Genomic DNA, 15063 nt, shown 5'->3' with positions numbered 1-15063 from the left:
ATCCGGTGCCGCGCGGCCGGTCACCGGTCTGTCAGAGCAGGGTCCAAGCCAGGCACATGGGGATGGGGTACAGTGCGCTGATCGCGCAGCGCACCTCGGAGGTGTAGCCGCCGCAGCAGCCGATGGTGGACAGGTGCTGGGTGCCGTTCGGCGGCTCCTGCTCCACGCCGCCCGCCAGCCGCGCCGTCTCCAGATCGAGGTCGCCGGCGGGGTGCGGCAGGCCGGCCCCGTAGGCCGCTCGGTTGATGGGATCCTTCCAGGAACGGATCAGGTCGTCGTTCGTCATGGTGTGTGCTCCTTTGCTCGTGGTCAGCAGCAGCCGATGCTGGAGAAGCGGCAGGTCCCGACCCACATGGAGCGTTCGCAGGTCTGCCAGCAGCTGAAGAAGTTGGTGTAGTCGTCGAAGCCGGGTATTTCCTTCTCGCCGCCGCTCAGGGCGCCCAGGTTGATCTCACCCGCGGGGTGGGCCTCGCCGGGCCCGCGGAGCTCGGGGGTTTTCCAGGATCTGATCTGGTCGTCGGCCGACATTTCTGTCTCCTTCCATGAAGATGGGTGATCTCAGGCGCTCAGTGCATCGGGCACCGGCGGAGCGCCGAACAGGTCGCGGTAGGGGCCTGGGCTGCTCACCAGCCTTTCGTGGGTTCCGCGGCCGACGATGCGGCCTTGGTCGATGACGAGGACTTCGTGGGCGTCGCGGATCGCGCTCAGCCGGTGCGAGATGACGATCCGGGTGACCCGCAGCTCCGACAGGGCGGCGTCGACCCGGCGTTCGGTTTCGGGGTCGAGGTGGCTGGTGGCCTCGTCGAGGATGAGCAGGCGCGGCCGGTGCACGATGGCCCTGGCGAGCGCGACCCGCTGCCGCTGCCCGGCCGACAGCGCGGCGCCGCCCTCGCCGACGTTGGTGTCGTAGCCCATGGGCAGGCGTTCGACGTCGTGGTGCAGTCCCGCGACGAGCGCGGCGGTCACCACGTCGTCGTCCGTGGCGTCGGGGCTGCCGAGCGTGATGTTGTCGCGGATCGAGCCGCTGAACAGCGACAGCTCCTGCAGCACCGCGCCGCACCCGCGCCGCAGCGCCGCCACGTCCAGCTCCTGGACGGGTACGCCGTCGTGCCGGATCTCGCCCGTCGTCGGCCGCAGCAGCCCGAGCACCAGCAGGGCGAGCGTGCTCTTGCCCGACCCGGTACGCCCGACGACGCCGAGCTTCGCCCCCGCGGGCACCTCGAACGACACCTCCCGCAGCACGGGCGGCGAGTCGGGCGCGTACCGGAAGGCGACGCCCTCGGCCCGGATCGCGACCGGCCGTCCATCGGGCAGCAGCCGGGCGCCGCTCGGCTCGGGGGCGGCGTCGAGCACGTCGTAGATGCGCTCGAACTGGCCGCGCAGCATGGAGAACAGCTGCACCGCCCCCACGAACGCCTGCAACGGCGCCAGCACCGACATCGCCAGCGCGTTCACCGCCAGCATGGTGCCCAGCGACATGCGCCCGCCGAGCACCAGCCACGCGCCGCACCACAGCAGCGCCAGCGGCGCGAACACGGCCACCGCTCCCTGCACCGCCTCGAACCAGGAGCTGGCGCGTCCCCGCCGCAGCATGGCCGTCTGGTACGTGCCGAACAGCTCCCGCCAGCGCACCTGCGCCCGCGGCTCCACGCCGTTGGCCTTGAGCGGCAGCATCGCCTGCAACGTCTCGACGAGATACCCCTGCTCGCCCGCGCGGGCACTCAGCTCGGCCTGGGTCAGGGTCCGCAGCCGCCGGTAGGAGGCCACCATCAGCCCCGCCTGCCCGGCCGCCAGCACGCCGACCATGAGCGCGTACCAGGGGACGAGGAGGACGAGCGCGATCCCGTACGCGGACAGCAGGAGCACGTCGAGCGCGAGCGTGACGGACTGCTGCGTGACCGCCTCCCTGGTGGTGGCGATGCTGCCGACGCGCAGGAGCAGATCGCCCCGGCTGCGCTGGAGGAAGAACCCGATCGGCAGCCGCAGCAGGTGGCCGACGAAACGGCCGGTCAGCCGCTCGTCGGCGCGGGCCCGCAGGGCGAGCAGGAGGCGGGCGCGCAGGAAGGTGAGCGAGCCGTGCAGCGCCGCCGTGCCGAACACGGCCCAGCCGAGCACCGGCAGCAGGTCGCCGCGCCCGTCCGGGACCAGCTCGTCCACCACGGACTTGGTGGCCAGCGGCAGCGCCAGCGCCAGCAACTGGATGGCCGCCGCCAGCGCCAGCACCCCGGCCAGGCGGCGCCGGCCGCCCGGCACCGCCGCGAAGTCGCGCAGGTAGCGGACGGGCGTCCACTGCCACGGCGACGCGCGCCTCCTGACGAACCCGGCGCCTGGCGCGCACCGGATCACCACGCCGCCGTAACGCCGCGCGAACTCCTCCCGCGGCATGGTCCGGCGGCCGTTGCCCGGGTCGACGATCCGCACGCCGCCCCTGCCCAGTCCTTCGACGACCACGAAGTGGTGGGCGGAGAAGTAGGCGATGTACGGCGACCGCGGCGGCTCGGCGAGCGGATCCGCGACCCGTTCCGCCGCGGCCGTCAGCCCGTGCTCGCGGGCCGCCGCGACCAGCCGGGTGACGGACGCGCCGTCCCTGCCCGGGCCCAGCAGGTCGCGGCACTCGGCCACCGAGGTGTGCCTGCCGTGGTGGCTCAGCAGCATGGCCAGGACGGCGGCTCCGCACTCGCTGGTGGTCAGTTGCAGGCGGATGGGGACGCGGCGCCGCATCACGGCAGCCCCTTTCTTTCGCGGGTACGTGGCGCTTCAGGCGGCCGGCGGGGCCAGGAGCAGGACGGACGGCACCTCGGCGGGGGCGGCCAGCCGCAGGAGACCGTGTCCGATCCCCGCCAGGCCGGACATCAGACCCGGCGTTGTCACGCCGCCCGGGGTGCCGCAGCGCGGGCCGTCGGCGAGCTGGGCGAGCAGGACGCCGGTCCGCAGGCGCAGGGTGTCCGTCAGGTCGTGCCTGCCCGCGGCGACGGCGTGGGTGAGGAGTTCCAGGTTCCCGGCCTCGCCGTGGCACAGGCTGTGACCGACCATGCCGGGCGGGCTGCTCAGGTACGAGCCCAGCGCCACGTCCAGGTCGGCGGCGAGGTCGGCGGCGAGGTCGCCGGCCGCTTCGGTGCTCAGGCCGGGACGGCGGAGGAGATCGGCCCTGGCCAGGCCGATGCCGGGTGCGCCGTGGCACCACCCCTGCATGGACGGGGGCAGGCCGGAGGGGTTCGCCGGGGCGTCGGGCAGGTCCCGGAAGTCGGGCCAGTTGCCGATGCGGGCGTCGAAGCGGGAACGCTCATAGGCGAAGGCGGCCAGCCCGGTCCGCGCGTACCGTGCCTCGCCGGTCAGGGCGGCGAAGCGGAGCAGCGCCCAGCCGATCCCCGCGGTCCCATGGGAGAACCCGGTCAAGGGTGCCGACGCGGGGATGTGGCCGTGCCACGCCACCCCGCCGTCCTGCGGCCGCGCCGTCTGGACGAGCCGGTCGGCGCAGGCACGGGCCACGTCCAGCGCGTCCGGCAGCCCGGTCGCCTCGTGGACGGCGAGCATCGCGGCCAGGCATCCGGCCGCGCCGCTCACGACGTCCAGCTCCTCGTCCGCGGCGGCGGCGCCGGTCGTCGCGGTGATCAGCGGTTCGACGTGGCCGAGCAGGTCGGGCGCGCCGAGGTCGCGGGCCAGGTGCGTCAGCGCGTACGCCAGCCCGACGGCGCTGTTGAACGGCCCGCAGGGGAACGCCGCGGCCTTCCCGGCGATGCCGTCGACGAAGCCGGGAACCCAGGACAGGGCCCGCATGGCGAGGTCGGCGTGGCGGTGCTCGCCGGTGATCCGGGCGAGCTGGCCGAGGAAGAGGGCGACGCCGGGGATGCCGCCGTACAGGTCGCTCTTCAGCGTGCCGACCGTCCAGCGGGTCTCGCCCACGAGCTCCATGCCGAGCCAGCCGGCGGCGGAGTCGTCGCGGTGGGCGCGTTCGGCGAGTTCGTCCCCGATCGCCGTGGCCATGGCCACGAGCCGGTCCGCGAGCACGCCCGCCGGCGCGGCGGGGGCGGCGGGAGCCGCGGGGGTGGTGGAGGTCCAGACGCGGGCGCGGTCGTGGCGGCTGGCCAGGCAGGCGCGGATGATCCACTGCTGCTCGGCCAGGTCCCGGGGGCCCATGGCCCGGATCTTGGCGGCGGCGTCCGAGGAGGGCACGCCGACGAGTGCGCCGGCCAGCGGCTCGTCCCGGCTGGTCCACAGGTCGGGGGTGCCGGGGCGGCCGGCGAAGAGGGGGATGTCGCCGTTCCAGAGGTCGGCGATCTCGGCGGGGACCAGCCGGCGGCGGACCGGGTCGTCGGCGCAGGTGGCCCACAGGGCGTCGAGCACGTGGTCGCGGTCCAGGGCGTCGCGCATGACATCCGGGTGGGTCGACTCCTGCAGCAACGTGCCGTACAGCTTCGTGGGCCGCATCACCACGCGGATCTCGTCCCCCTGGAAGGCCGCCAGGACGCCGCCGGGGGAGAGCAACTCGTCGCGATGGGCGGCGATGACCTCGTACGCGCCGGTGAAGCCCGCCAGGAAGTCCTCGACGTGGTCGGCCGGATCGGCGACGGCGTCACCGACGCCCGGGCGGTTGCTGCTGCCGGGGAAGGCCGCCCTCTCCCGGATCAGCCGCATCTCGTCGGTGCCCGCGCCGGCCCAGCCCGCCGACTCGAACGGCAGCGTGCTGCCCGCGTCCCCGCCCATGCCCCCCATGTCGAGGGCGCCGCCGTCCTTGCTCCACACGACGGCCGGCAGCAGCCCCACCCGGGCGACCGAGCTGTCCAGCGCCCGTTCGGCCGGGTCGTCGTCCGTCCGCCCGCGGGCGCCGCCCCTGTGGATCGCCGGGTGGAACAGCGCCTCCAGGTCGACCAGCACTGGCTGGTCCCCGGCGGCGATGAGGTTCTCGAAGTGGAAGTCCACGCCGTCGAGCGCGTACAGCAGGGCCAGCAGCGCGCCCTGCCGCCGGTAGAAGGCACGTACGCCGGCCTCGTCCGCGCACGGCCCGTGCTCGGCGTACTCCACCCAGCCGTGGCCCGGCCGTTCCAGCACCTTCAGCACGCGCAGGCCGAGGCCGGGCAGCCGGTCGCCGAGCCAGCCGAGCGCCCGGTTGAAGTGCGTGTGCACGGCCAGCGACCGCGGCTTGTACACCACGCGCGCCCCGCTCTCGAACCGCAGCAGCCCGACCGACCGCCCGCCCCGGTGCCCGTCGCCCACGCCCATGACCACCTCGGCCAGCCGGCCGGGCTCGGTCCCGCCGAACAGCTCCGCCACGATCGCGGACCGGTCGGCGGCCAGCCGCCGCAGCAGCTCCAGGTAGGCCTCCACGGCGTGGTCGGCGCATTGGGCCAGCAGCCGGGCCAGCACGACGTACTCGGACAGCAGCCCCGCCAGCCCCTCCCGGGTGGCCAGCCGCGCCGCGAAGGACCGGAAACGCTCCTCGGCGCTGTCGCCGTGCAGCTGGCCGCGCACCCGGGCCACGTTCAGCTCCAGGACGAGGACGCGCGCGGCGAGCGAGACGAGCTGCCCGCCGAGCTGCTCCGCGAACCCGCGCCGCAGAGCCGCCACCTCCCCGAGCCCGTCCAGCGCGCCGGACGCCATCCGGGTGACGGCGTTCCGGACGAACGGGGCGACGATCCGCCCGAACCCCGCGTCCCACGTGAACGCCGCCTCGCCGACCTCCTGCGGCGCGGGCTGGGCGCCGCCGTCCAGGGAGGCCGTCGCGAGCGCGGCCTCGACGGTGTCCGCCCAGGCGGGCCGGGACGCGCGCGCCGCCAGCTCCTCGGGCGGCTCGGCCAGCAGCGCGAGCAGCGTGTCGGCGTCGATGCCGAGGTCGGCGAGCCTGGCCTCGAACCGGCCCTCCTCGTCCATGCGGTGGGCGGCCCGCCAGCGCGCGAGCCGCCGCTCGGCCAGGCCGTCCTCGCGGGGGGCGGGCCGGGTGGCGAGCGCCAGCCGCTCGGCGAGCGTGAGCGCCCCGGCCCACCAGTACGGTGCCGGTTCCGCGTCCGTGTCTGTACGTTGTGCCGGCGTCGCGGCGATGTGTGACAAAGGTGGCATCCTCGCTGCTCGCGGGGACCACGCGCGTCGGCGGGCCCCTGGCCGTTGGCTGTCAGCAGGATGAGACGGCACCCGCCGCACGCGGCATCCGGTGAACGCCGCGAGCCGCCTGCCCCCGTTGCCCGCGGGATACGTGAAACCACTGAGGCGCCGGATTTACGGGTTCCCCGGCCATTTCCGTGGCGGCCGATCCTGCCCACAATGGGCGCCGGAACCGACCCGACCGAGGAGGACCGATGAAGGACAACGACAGGACCGGCACCCGGGGACTGCGGCGCATCGTCGTGGGCGCGGTGGCGCTGGCCGCCTGCGCCGTGCTCGCGATCGCGGGACCCGCCGCGGCCGACAGCGATGGCGGCTTCGGCGGTTTCGGCGGCGGCAGCGGCGGCGGAGGCGGCGCCACCGGCAGCTGGTGACCCGCCCCCGGCACCGGATCAGCCCGGCAGAATGACCGGCCGGCCTGTGGCGACCGGTCTGACCGGTCGCCACAGCTGCCTGCCGGTGCGTTGATCGCCGGGGGTGGATCCTCACGACGACCACACCGAGCTGTCGGCGTGTATGGGACGGGATTCTGGGAAAAGGATGCACGTTCTCACACCGCCGGACCGAAATTAACGACACTGAAACGCTGTGATTCGAGTGGTTGACGGGGTTTCGGCGGTATGGGTACGTTCTCAGATGTGTGAACGTTGCCACATTGGTGGCCGTCATCAGGCTTGCCGGAGGCGATTCCCCCCATGCGAACCCCACTCGTCCGCTGGTCCCTTCTGTCGGTGTCACTGGCACTGGCCCTCACCTCATGCGCCAAGGGCACCGGCGGCGGGACGTCCGCGACCCCGTCGGCGGGTCAGTTCAACCCCAGCGCCACGTACCAGGGCACCATCTCCGTCATGGGCTTCGGTGCGACGGACGAGATCGGGTCGACCCGCGTCGACCTGGCCAAGAAGGCGCTCGGGGGCGCGGACATCAAGCTGATCGAGGGCGACCTCGACATCCAGCAGTTCCTCTCCTCGGTGGCCGCCGGTGACCCGCCGGACATCGTCTACGCCAACCGCGACCAGATCGGCACGTTCGCCTCCCGGGGCGCCATCATCCCGCTGACCTCGTGCATCAAGGGCGAGCAGATCGACACCTCGATGTACGACAAGGGCGCGCTCGGCCAGGTGACGTTCGGCCAGGAGGTCTGGGCCATCCCCGAGTTCAACCAGGTCCAGATCACCATGGCCAACGGCGACCTGCTCAAGCAGGCCGGGCTGACGATCGACGACGTCAACGGCTCCAGCTGGGACAAGATCACCGCCGCGGCCGGGAAGCTGTACAAGGCGCCGGGCGGCAAGCTTCAGGTGATCGGCTACGACAGCAAACTGCCGGAGTTCCTGCCGCTGTGGGCCAAGGCCAACGGCGCCGACCTGCTGTCGGCCGACGGCAAGAAGGCGCAGCTCAACAGCCCGCAGGTGGTCAAGGCGCTGGAGTTCGCGGTCGGCATCTACGACGCGCAGGGCGGCTTCGCCAAGGTCAAGGCCCTGCGCGACTCCGCCGACTTCTTCGGCAAGGGCAACCAGTTCGCCAAGGACGAGCTGGGCGCCATGCCCATGGAGCAGTGGTACGTCAACGTGCTCAACGACGTCTCACCCAAGGCGCCCCTGGTCTTCGACACCTTCCGCACCCCGCAGGGCCAGCCGCTGGCCTACTCCTCGGGCTCGGCGTGGGCGATCCCGAAGGGGTCGAAGAACGCCGCGGCCGCCTGCCGGTTCGCCAAGACCATGACGCTCGTCGACACCTGGAAGGCCGCGGCCCAGGTGCGGGTGGACAAGCGCAAGGCCGAGGGCAAGCCGTTCACCGGCATCCTGACCGGCAACGTCCAGGCCGACGCGGAGATCGAGAAGATGCTCACCTCGGGCGGCCCCGTCTGGGACGCCGGCGTGAAGGCGTTCTACGAGGCCAACAAGCACACCTTCAGCCTCCCCGCCAACCCGGCCGACAAGGAGTTCAAGACGGCCTGGCAGGACGCGGTGAACCGGGTGCTCAACGGCCAGGACAAGGCGCAGCCGGCGCTCGACAAGGCGCAGCGGGACGCCCAGGCCGCGCTCGACAAGGCCTGGGCCGGCTGGACGAAGCGTACGAACTGAGATGTCCCGTTCCCACACCAAAGTGTCCTTCTGGCGCACCATGCGGTGGAAGGACACCCGGGCGGCCCTGCTGTTCATCAGCCCCTGGATCATCGGGTTCCTGATCTTCACCGCGTGGCCCGTCATCAACAGCGCCTACCTGTCGCTGACCGACTACGACGTCATCAACGACCCGTCGTTCGTCGGCTTCGACAACTACAAGCAGCTCTTCGAGGACCCGAAGGTCGGGCTCGCGCTGTGGAACACGGCCGTGTTCACCGCGATGTCGGTCCCGGCCCACCTCGTCGTCTCGCTCGCCCTGGCGCTGCTGCTCAACAGCGCCACGAAGGCCACCGGCTTCTTCCGCACGGCCTTCTTCCTGCCCAAGATGACGCCGCCGGTCGCGATCGGCATCCTGCTGCTGATGCTGTTCAACGGCCAGAACGGCCTGATCAACGGCTTCCTCGGCCTCTTCGGCATCGACGGGCCCGCCTGGACCACCGACCCCGACTGGATCAAGCCCGGCCTGGTGCTGATGAGCCTGTGGACCGTCGGCTCCTCGATCGTCATCATCCTGGCCGCGCTGCGCGGCGTCCCCCAGGAGCTGTACGACTCCGCGCTCGTGGACGGGGCCGGCTGGTGGCGGCGCACGTTGCGCATCACCGTGCCGATGATCAGCCCGACGCTGTTCTTCCTGTTCATCGTGAACAGCATCAACGCCCTGCAGTCGTTCACCGAGGCGTACACCGCCTTCTTCGGCGCGGGCAACACCACCTACAGCAACGACGCGGCCCTGTTCTACGCGATCTACCTGTTCCAGCAGGCGTTCGAGTTCCTGCACATGGGCTACGCCTCGGCCCTCGCCTGGCTGCTGTTCATCGTGATCATGGCGATCACCGGCGTCCAGATGCTCGTGACCCGGCGCTACGTCCACTACGAAGGAGGCAAGCCGTGAGGCGGGCCAGGCGGATCCTGACGTGGGCCGCGCTCGGCGGGTTCACCGTCGCCTTCATCTACCCCTTCGTCTGGCTGCTCAGCGCCTCCTTCAAGCCGCGCGGCGAGGTGTTCGACCACCGGCTGATCCCCGAGACGTTCATCCTCGACAACTACATCAAGGTGTGGCAGGAGGCGCCGCTCGCGCTCTGGATGGCCAACACGCTGCTGGTCACGGTGCTGGCGGCGGTGACGGTCACGATCACCAGCGCGATGGTGGCGTGGGGGTTCGCCTACTTCCGCTTCCCCGGCAGGGGAGTGCTGTTCGGGATCCTCCTGGCCACGATGATGCTGCCGGGCGCGGTCACCATGGTCCCGGTGTTCCTCATCTGGAACTCGCTCGGCATGGTCGGCACCCTCACCCCGCTGTGGGCCCAGAACCTGTTCGGCAGCGCCTTCTACATCTTCCTGCTGCGGCAGTTCTTCATGGGGCTGCCGCGAGAGCCGTTCGAGGCGGCCAAGATCGACGGGGCGAACAACTGGAAGATCTTCACCCGGATCGCGCTGCCGCTGTGCCGGCCCGCGGTCGCGGTGACGCTGCTCTTCGAGTTCCAGGCGGCCTGGACGGACCTGATGCGGCCACTGATCTACCTGCGCGACTCCACCACGTTCACCGTCCCGCGCGGGCTGAAGGCGCTGCTCGACCAGTTCGGGTTCGGCGGCGAGTGGCACTGGGAGATCGTCATGACCGCCAGCGTGATCACCACGATCCCCATGATCGTCCTGTTCTTCCTCGGCCAGAAGCACTTCATCAGGGGCATCGCGACCACAGGGAGCAAGGGATGAGCCACCTCCACCGGAACTCCGGCTGAACCATGCGGATCACCACCACCGACCAGGCGTATTACCTGGACGCCGGCTCGTACCGGTTGACGGTCTCGCGTACCGACCCCAGCGCCGAGCTGGAAGGCTGGATGACACTCAGCCTGATCGCCTCGGTCGACACCGCGGGCGGGCGCGACGAGACGTACGAGACGCTGCCGCCCGTGCTCGCCGAGCGCGAAGGCGAGGCGATCTTCGACTTCCCCCAGCGCTCGACCGGGTGGGAGGCGAAGACCGTCCGGCTGACCTGCACTCCCGAGACGATCGCGGTGGAGGTGCGTGTCGAGGGCCGCGGCCTGATCGGCGACGTGACGCTGCTCGGCGGGCGGGCCGTGCTCAACACCCGGGCGGCGGGCACGTTCCGCACGGGACTGCACGCGCGCGGCGTCTTCAACCCCACGCCCACCCACCCCGTGCAGGTGGTGCGGCCGGTCTCCGTGCCGCTCGCGCTCACCGTGATCGGCGACGCCTCGCCGGGCCGCCTCCACGCGGTCTTCTCGCCGCCGCCGCTCGTGCTGGCCTTCTGCAAGGAGGAGCCGGACGGGGCCACCGCCGTGCCCGGCGGTCCCTGGCTGGGCGCCTCGGTACGCGCGGGCATCGCGGACCTGACCTTCACCGAGCTCGCGTACGAGCCGCTGGACGGCGGGGCGCTGCTGCGCCTCGACTACGAGTGCCACACCTCGGTGAACGGGACCTGGCGCTCCCCGGCCGTCGTGTTCCGCGCTGCGGCGTCGCCGTGGGAGGCGATCTCGCACCACCGGGAGGACCTGCTCGCGCACGGCCTGGCCGCCTCCGCCGGCGCGCGGCACGAGTGGTGGAGCAGGCCGATCTTCTGCGGCTGGGGCGCGCAGTGCGCCAGGGCCGACGGCGTATCCCCGACCGAGCTGGCCCGGCAGGAGCTCTACGACGGCTGGCTGTCCAGGCTGGAAGAGCACGGCATCGTGCCCGGGACCATCGTGATCGACGACCGGTGGCAGCTCGCGTACGGCGACCCGGCGCCCGATCCGGCGAAGTGGCCGGGATTAGGGGAGTGGATCGCCGCCAGGCACGCGCGCGGGCAGCGCGTGCTGCTGTGGTGGCGGGCGTGGGCGCCCGACGGGCTGCCCGCCGAGGAGTGCGTGACGGACGCGGGCGGCCGTCCCGTGGCCGCCGACCCCTCCAACCCGGCCTACCGGCGCAGGATCCGTACGATCATGGAGAGGCTGCTCGGCGACCTCGGGGCCGACGGATTGAAGATCGACTTCACGCAGTGGTTCCCCAGCGGGTCGCACCTGAAGTCGTACGGGACCACCTGGGGGCTCTCCCTCCTGCACGAGCTGCTCAGGACCATGTACGAGGCCGCCAAGAGCGTCAAACCCGACGCGCTCATGGTCACGCACACCCCCCACCCGGCGTTCGGCGACGTCAGCGACATGATCCGGCTCAACGACGTGCTCGAGTTCGACCCCCACGGCGACCCCGTCCCCGCCGTCGACCAGCTCCGCTTCCGCCACGCCGTGGCCACCCGCGCCATGCCGGGGCACCTGATCGACACCGACCAGTGGCCGATGCCCAGCAGGGCGGACTGGCTCGCGTACGCCGAGGCGCAGCCCGCGCTCGGCGTGCCCGCCCTGTACTACGTCGAGTCCATCGACAACTCCGGCGAGCCGATCACCAGCGAGGACCTGCGGCTCGTGGCGAACTGGTGGCGGTCGTAATACAGGGGGACGTGTGTCAGGCCGTGCGCTCCAGCACGGCCCGTACGAACGGCGGGATCACGCCGCGCAGCACGTTCGCCTCGTGCGCCTCCGCACGGGCGAGCGCCTGCTCGACGGCGGCTGACGTGCCCTCGGCCGCGAGGAGGGAGCCACCGGGGTCCGCCCCGACGATCACCACGCCGGTCTCGCCGGCCGTCAGCGTGTAGCCTTCGGGGGGCAGCTCGGCCCCGGCGTCGATGCGGACCTCGACGACCACGCTCCCGGCGGGGGCCGGGGTGAGGGCGGTGCGCAAGGCGGTCAGGGCGGTGGCGGCGGCGGGGGCGCCCTGGATCCGGCACCTGGTCAGATCGACGTGCGAGCGGCCGAGGACGGCCTTTTTGGGCAGGGGAACGAGCCAGTCCAGGGCATCCATTGTGGGAACGATACCGGATAGAATCGCGCCTTGTGAGCCCCCATGTGACCGAAGTTCTCCCCGGTGTGTTCCGCATCGCGGACACCTGCAACGTCTACGTCATCGTGGCTCCCGCCGGAGGAGACGAACGCACGGGGATCGCCGTCGACTTCGGTTCGGGCCGCGTGCTGGACCTGCTCGACGAGCTCGGCCTCGACCGTCTCACCGACGTCCTGATGACGCACCACCACCGTGACCAGGCCCAAGGACTGCACAGGGCCGTCGAGGCGGGCGTCCGGGTCCACGTGCCGCCCGTCGAGCGCGACCTGTTCGAGCGGGTCGACGAGATGTGGGCGGGCCGGCAGCTCAGCAACGACTACGACCTGCGCGACGACCGGTTCTCGGTGCTCGACCCCGTGCCGGTCGACGGCGTCGTGCCCGAATACCGGACGGCGAGCTACGGCGGGATCGACGTACGGGTGCTGCCCACCCCAGGGCACACCCCCGGGTCCGTGACGTACATCGTCGGGCAGGTCGCCTTCACCGGCGATCTGATCTACGCCCCCGGAAAGGTGTGGTCGCTGGCGGCCACCCAGTGGTCGTACACCGAGAACGAGGGCCCCGCCATGGTCATCCTCAGCTCCGAGCTGCTGCGGCGGGAGGAGGTCGAGGTGTTACTGCCGTCGCACGGCGAGCCGATGACCGACCCTCAGGACGCCCTCGGGCGGCTCTCCACCGCCATGCAGCGCTACGTCGACTTCCGCCGCCCCCACCCCTGGGACGTCAAAGGGCTCCTGGCCAACCCCTTCATCCAGGTGACCTCCCACCTGCTCATGAACCGGAGCAGCCAGTCCTACAGCTACGTGCTGCTGTCGGAGTCCGGCGCGGCCATGGTGTTCGACTTCGGGTACGACATGTCCACCGGCCTCGTGCACAACACCTCCCGCGCGGCCCGCCGCCCCTGGCTGGCCTCCCTGCCCGCGCTGCGCGAGCACTACGGCGTCACGAGCGTCGAGGTCGCCCTGCCCACCCACTACCACGACGACCACGTGGCGGGCATGCCGCTGCTGCGCGACGTCGAGGGCACCGAGATCTGGGCGCCGTCCCACATCGCCCCCATCCTGGCCACGCCGCTCCACCACGACCTGCCGTGCCAGTGGTTCGAGCCCATCCCCGCCGACCGGGTGCTCGGCCTGGGGGAGACGGTGCGCTGGCGCGAGTACGAGATCACCGTGCACGACCTGCCGGGGCACACGTTGTTCGCGGCGGCGTACGAGTTCCAGGTGGACGGGCACCGGGTGCTCGTCACCGGCGACCAGCAGGACGGGATGGGCATCCCGGATGAACGCCAGGAGATCCTGAATTTTCAGTACAAGAACCGGTTCCAGATCGAGGACTACCGGAAGAGCGCCGCTCTCTACCGGCGCCTGCGCCCGGACCTGATGGTCAGCGGCCACTGGCGGCCCCGCTGGGTGGACGACGACTACCTGCACATGATGACCGAGCGCGGCGAGGAGCTGGTCGCCCTCCACCACGACCTGCTCCCGCTCGACCGTCTCGACCTGGGGGCCGACGGCGTCCTGTGCCGCCTGACCCCGTACTACGCGAGCGTCCCGGCGGGCGGCGAGCTCACGCTGACGGTCACCGTGCGCAACCCGTGGCCGGACAAGGCCCTGGCCACCGTCGAGCCGGTCGTCCCGCCGGGCTGGCGCCGCGAACCGGGACCTGTGACGCTAAGGCTTCCAGGAGGGGGTATGGAGCAGGTACATCTCCGTCTTGGCGCGGACGTCGTGCCGCGACGCCGCGTTCGCCTCGCAGTCGACTTGACCATCGGCGATCTGCGCCTCGGGCAGCACGCGGAGGCGCTGGTCGACGTGGTCGGGGAAGGGATTCGATGACCACAGAGCGGCGCAGCCCCCTCGGCCGTTCCAGGCGGCCCACGATCAAGGACGTGGCGGAGGCCGCCGGAGTCTCGCGCTCCACCGTCTCGCGGGCCCTGACCGGGCGCGGATACGCCGCCAGCGACGTACGCGAGCGGGTCCTGCGGGCGGCGGCCGAGCTCGGCTACGTGCCCGACGTGATGGCCCGCACGCTCAAGCAGCAGGTGAGCAGGTCGGTCGGCGTCCTGGTCAGCGACCTGCGCAACTCCTTCTACGCGGAGCTGGCCGCGGGGGCCAGCAGGGAGGCCCGCGAGCGCGGCTACACGATGGTGCTGGCGGACACGAGCCTGTCGGCCGAGACGGAGAGCGAGGCCGCCGAGGCGCTCGTCGCGCTCAGGGTGGCCGGGGCGATCGTGACGCCCAACTCCCCGGCCGTGTCCACCTATCTGAGCTCCCACGGCATCCCGGTCGTCGAGGTGGACCGGCAGTTCGCGGCGGGCTCCACCGACGGCGTCGTGGTCGGCAACCGCGTCGGCGCCCGCACCGCCACGAACCACCTGGTCGAGCTGGGCCATCGCAGGATCGCGCTGTTCATCGACGAGACCGACTGGACCACCGGCTACGAGCGCTACCACGGCTACCTGGAGGCGCTCGGCGCGGCCGACGTCAAGGTCGATCCCGACCTGGTCGTCGCGTCGGGCTGGGACGTGGCCGACTCGCGGCGCCGGGCGCTCGACATGCTGTCCGGGCCCGACCGGCCCACGGCCGTCTTCGCCGCCAACAACGTGCTCGCCGAGGGCGTCTGGCGGGCGATCGGCGAGCTGGGGCTGCGGGCGCCCGAGGAGATCAGCCTCGTGGCCTTCGATGACGCGCCGTGGATGAGCATGGTCTCGCCCCAGGTCAGCGCCGTCGCGCAGGACACGTTCAACCTGGGCGCGACCGCCGTGCGCAGGCTGGACGAGCGGATCGAGCTGCCCGACGCCGACTCGGTCACCACCGTGCTGGGGGTGCGGCTCGTCGTCCGCGAATCCACCGCACCGCCCCCCATGATCTGACATTTCTCTCATCCGGCGCGTTGACCCGTACGGAAAGCGCGCCCTAGGATCCCGTGTGGGAAC

Annotated in this window: 12 protein-coding genes; 7 read left to right on the top strand and 5 right to left on the bottom strand. The window is 71.9% G+C overall.

Features of this window, described 5'->3' with window-relative positions:
• Window positions 1–31 precede the first annotated feature (31 nt).
• The 4 genes from HD596_RS51115 to HD596_RS51100 are packed head-to-tail and all read right to left on the bottom strand — an operon-like array spanning window position 32 to window position 6045.
• Window positions 32–286 (bottom strand): hypothetical protein, encoded by a 255-nt coding sequence (locus HD596_RS51115; RefSeq protein WP_185076633.1) that lies wholly within the window; start codon window positions 284–286, stop codon window positions 32–34.
• 23 nt (window positions 287–309) lie between these two features.
• Complete coding sequence (locus HD596_RS51110) at window positions 310–528, bottom strand: hypothetical protein (RefSeq protein WP_185076631.1); 219 nt, start codon at window positions 526–528, stop codon at window positions 310–312.
• A gap of 30 nt (window positions 529–558) precedes the next feature.
• A complete protein-coding gene (locus HD596_RS51105) occupies window positions 559–2721 on the bottom strand; it encodes a peptidase domain-containing ABC transporter (protein WP_185076629.1) in 2163 nt (720 codons plus the stop codon).
• Window positions 2722–2757: 36 nt separating this feature from the next.
• Window positions 2758–6045 carry a type 2 lanthipeptide synthetase LanM family protein gene (locus HD596_RS51100; RefSeq protein WP_185076628.1) on the bottom strand — a complete coding sequence of 1096 codons (3288 nt, stop codon included), beginning with the start codon at window positions 6043–6045 and terminating at the stop codon, window positions 2758–2760.
• Between the two features lie 245 nt (window positions 6046–6290).
• On the opposite strand from HD596_RS51100, the gene HD596_RS51095 reads away from it, so the two are divergent.
• The 5 genes from HD596_RS51095 to HD596_RS51075 all read left to right on the top strand — a co-directional run bounded on the left by HD596_RS51095 (window position 6291) and on the right by HD596_RS51075 (window position 11674).
• Entirely contained in the window at window positions 6291–6470 is a 180-nt protein-coding gene (locus tag HD596_RS51095) for a hypothetical protein (protein WP_185076626.1), read from the top strand.
• A gap of 321 nt (window positions 6471–6791) precedes the next feature.
• Window positions 6792–8183 carry an ABC transporter substrate-binding protein gene (locus tag HD596_RS51090; RefSeq protein WP_185076624.1) on the top strand — a complete coding sequence of 464 codons (1392 nt, stop codon included), beginning with the start codon at window positions 6792–6794 and terminating at the stop codon, window positions 8181–8183.
• A 1-nt stretch (window position 8184) separates the two neighbouring features.
• Window positions 8185–9117, top strand: a complete 933-nt coding sequence (locus HD596_RS51085) for a carbohydrate ABC transporter permease (protein WP_221519990.1) — start codon at window positions 8185–8187, stop codon at window positions 9115–9117.
• Entirely contained in the window at window positions 9114–9941 is an 828-nt protein-coding gene (locus tag HD596_RS51080; protein ID WP_221519989.1) for a carbohydrate ABC transporter permease, read from the top strand. Before HD596_RS51085 ends, HD596_RS51080 begins: the two co-directional genes overlap by 4 nt.
• Before the next feature lie 29 nt (window positions 9942–9970).
• Window positions 9971–11674: an alpha-amylase family protein gene (locus HD596_RS51075; protein ID WP_185076622.1), complete on the top strand. Its 1704-nt coding sequence runs from the start codon at window positions 9971–9973 to the stop codon at window positions 11672–11674.
• A 16-nt stretch (window positions 11675–11690) separates the two neighbouring features.
• Here HD596_RS51075 and HD596_RS51070 read toward each other — a convergent pair whose 3' ends face one another.
• On the bottom strand, window positions 11691–12086 hold the full coding sequence (locus HD596_RS51070) for a beta-N-acetylhexosaminidase family protein (RefSeq protein WP_185076620.1): 396 nt from the start codon (window positions 12084–12086) through the stop codon (window positions 11691–11693).
• Between the two features lie 44 nt (window positions 12087–12130).
• On the opposite strand from HD596_RS51070, the gene HD596_RS51065 reads away from it, so the two are divergent.
• Both HD596_RS51065 and HD596_RS51060 read left to right on the top strand, forming a co-directional pair.
• A complete protein-coding gene (locus HD596_RS51065; RefSeq protein ID WP_185076618.1) occupies window positions 12131–13963 on the top strand; it encodes an MBL fold metallo-hydrolase in 1833 nt (610 codons plus the stop codon).
• A complete protein-coding gene (locus tag HD596_RS51060; protein WP_185076616.1) occupies window positions 13960–15000 on the top strand; it encodes a LacI family DNA-binding transcriptional regulator in 1041 nt (346 codons plus the stop codon). The genes HD596_RS51065 and HD596_RS51060 overlap by 4 nt, the downstream gene beginning before the upstream one ends.
• Window positions 15001–15063 lie beyond the last annotated feature (63 nt).

It is taken from the genome of Nonomuraea jabiensis (genome assembly GCF_014204795.1).
Taxonomy (GTDB): Bacteria; Actinomycetota; Actinomycetes; order Streptosporangiales; family Streptosporangiaceae; genus Nonomuraea; species Nonomuraea jabiensis.
The sequence above is the reverse complement of the archived record's forward strand: the minus strand, read 5'-3'. Positions and strand labels throughout refer to the sequence as shown.

Coding starts and splice junctions, on each gene's coding strand:
- HD596_RS51115 (WP_185076633.1), bottom strand. CDS start 286: ATGACGAACGACGACCTGATCCGTTCCTGGAAGGATCCCATCAACCGA.
- HD596_RS51110 (WP_185076631.1), bottom strand. CDS start 528: ATGTCGGCCGACGACCAGATCAGATCCTGGAAAACCCCCGAGCTCCGC.
- HD596_RS51105 (WP_185076629.1), bottom strand. CDS start 2,721: ATGCGGCGCCGCGTCCCCATCCGCCTGCAACTGACCACCAGCGAGTGC.
- HD596_RS51095 (WP_185076626.1), top strand. CDS start 6,291: ATGAAGGACAACGACAGGACCGGCACCCGGGGACTGCGGCGCATCGTC.
- HD596_RS51090 (WP_185076624.1), top strand. CDS start 6,792: ATGCGAACCCCACTCGTCCGCTGGTCCCTTCTGTCGGTGTCACTGGCA.
- HD596_RS51085 (WP_221519990.1), top strand. CDS start 8,185: ATGTCCCGTTCCCACACCAAAGTGTCCTTCTGGCGCACCATGCGGTGG.
- HD596_RS51075 (WP_185076622.1), top strand. CDS start 9,971: ATGCGGATCACCACCACCGACCAGGCGTATTACCTGGACGCCGGCTCG.
- HD596_RS51070 (WP_185076620.1), bottom strand. CDS start 12,086: ATGGATGCCCTGGACTGGCTCGTTCCCCTGCCCAAAAAGGCCGTCCTC.
- HD596_RS51060 (WP_185076616.1), top strand. CDS start 13,960: ATGACCACAGAGCGGCGCAGCCCCCTCGGCCGTTCCAGGCGGCCCACG.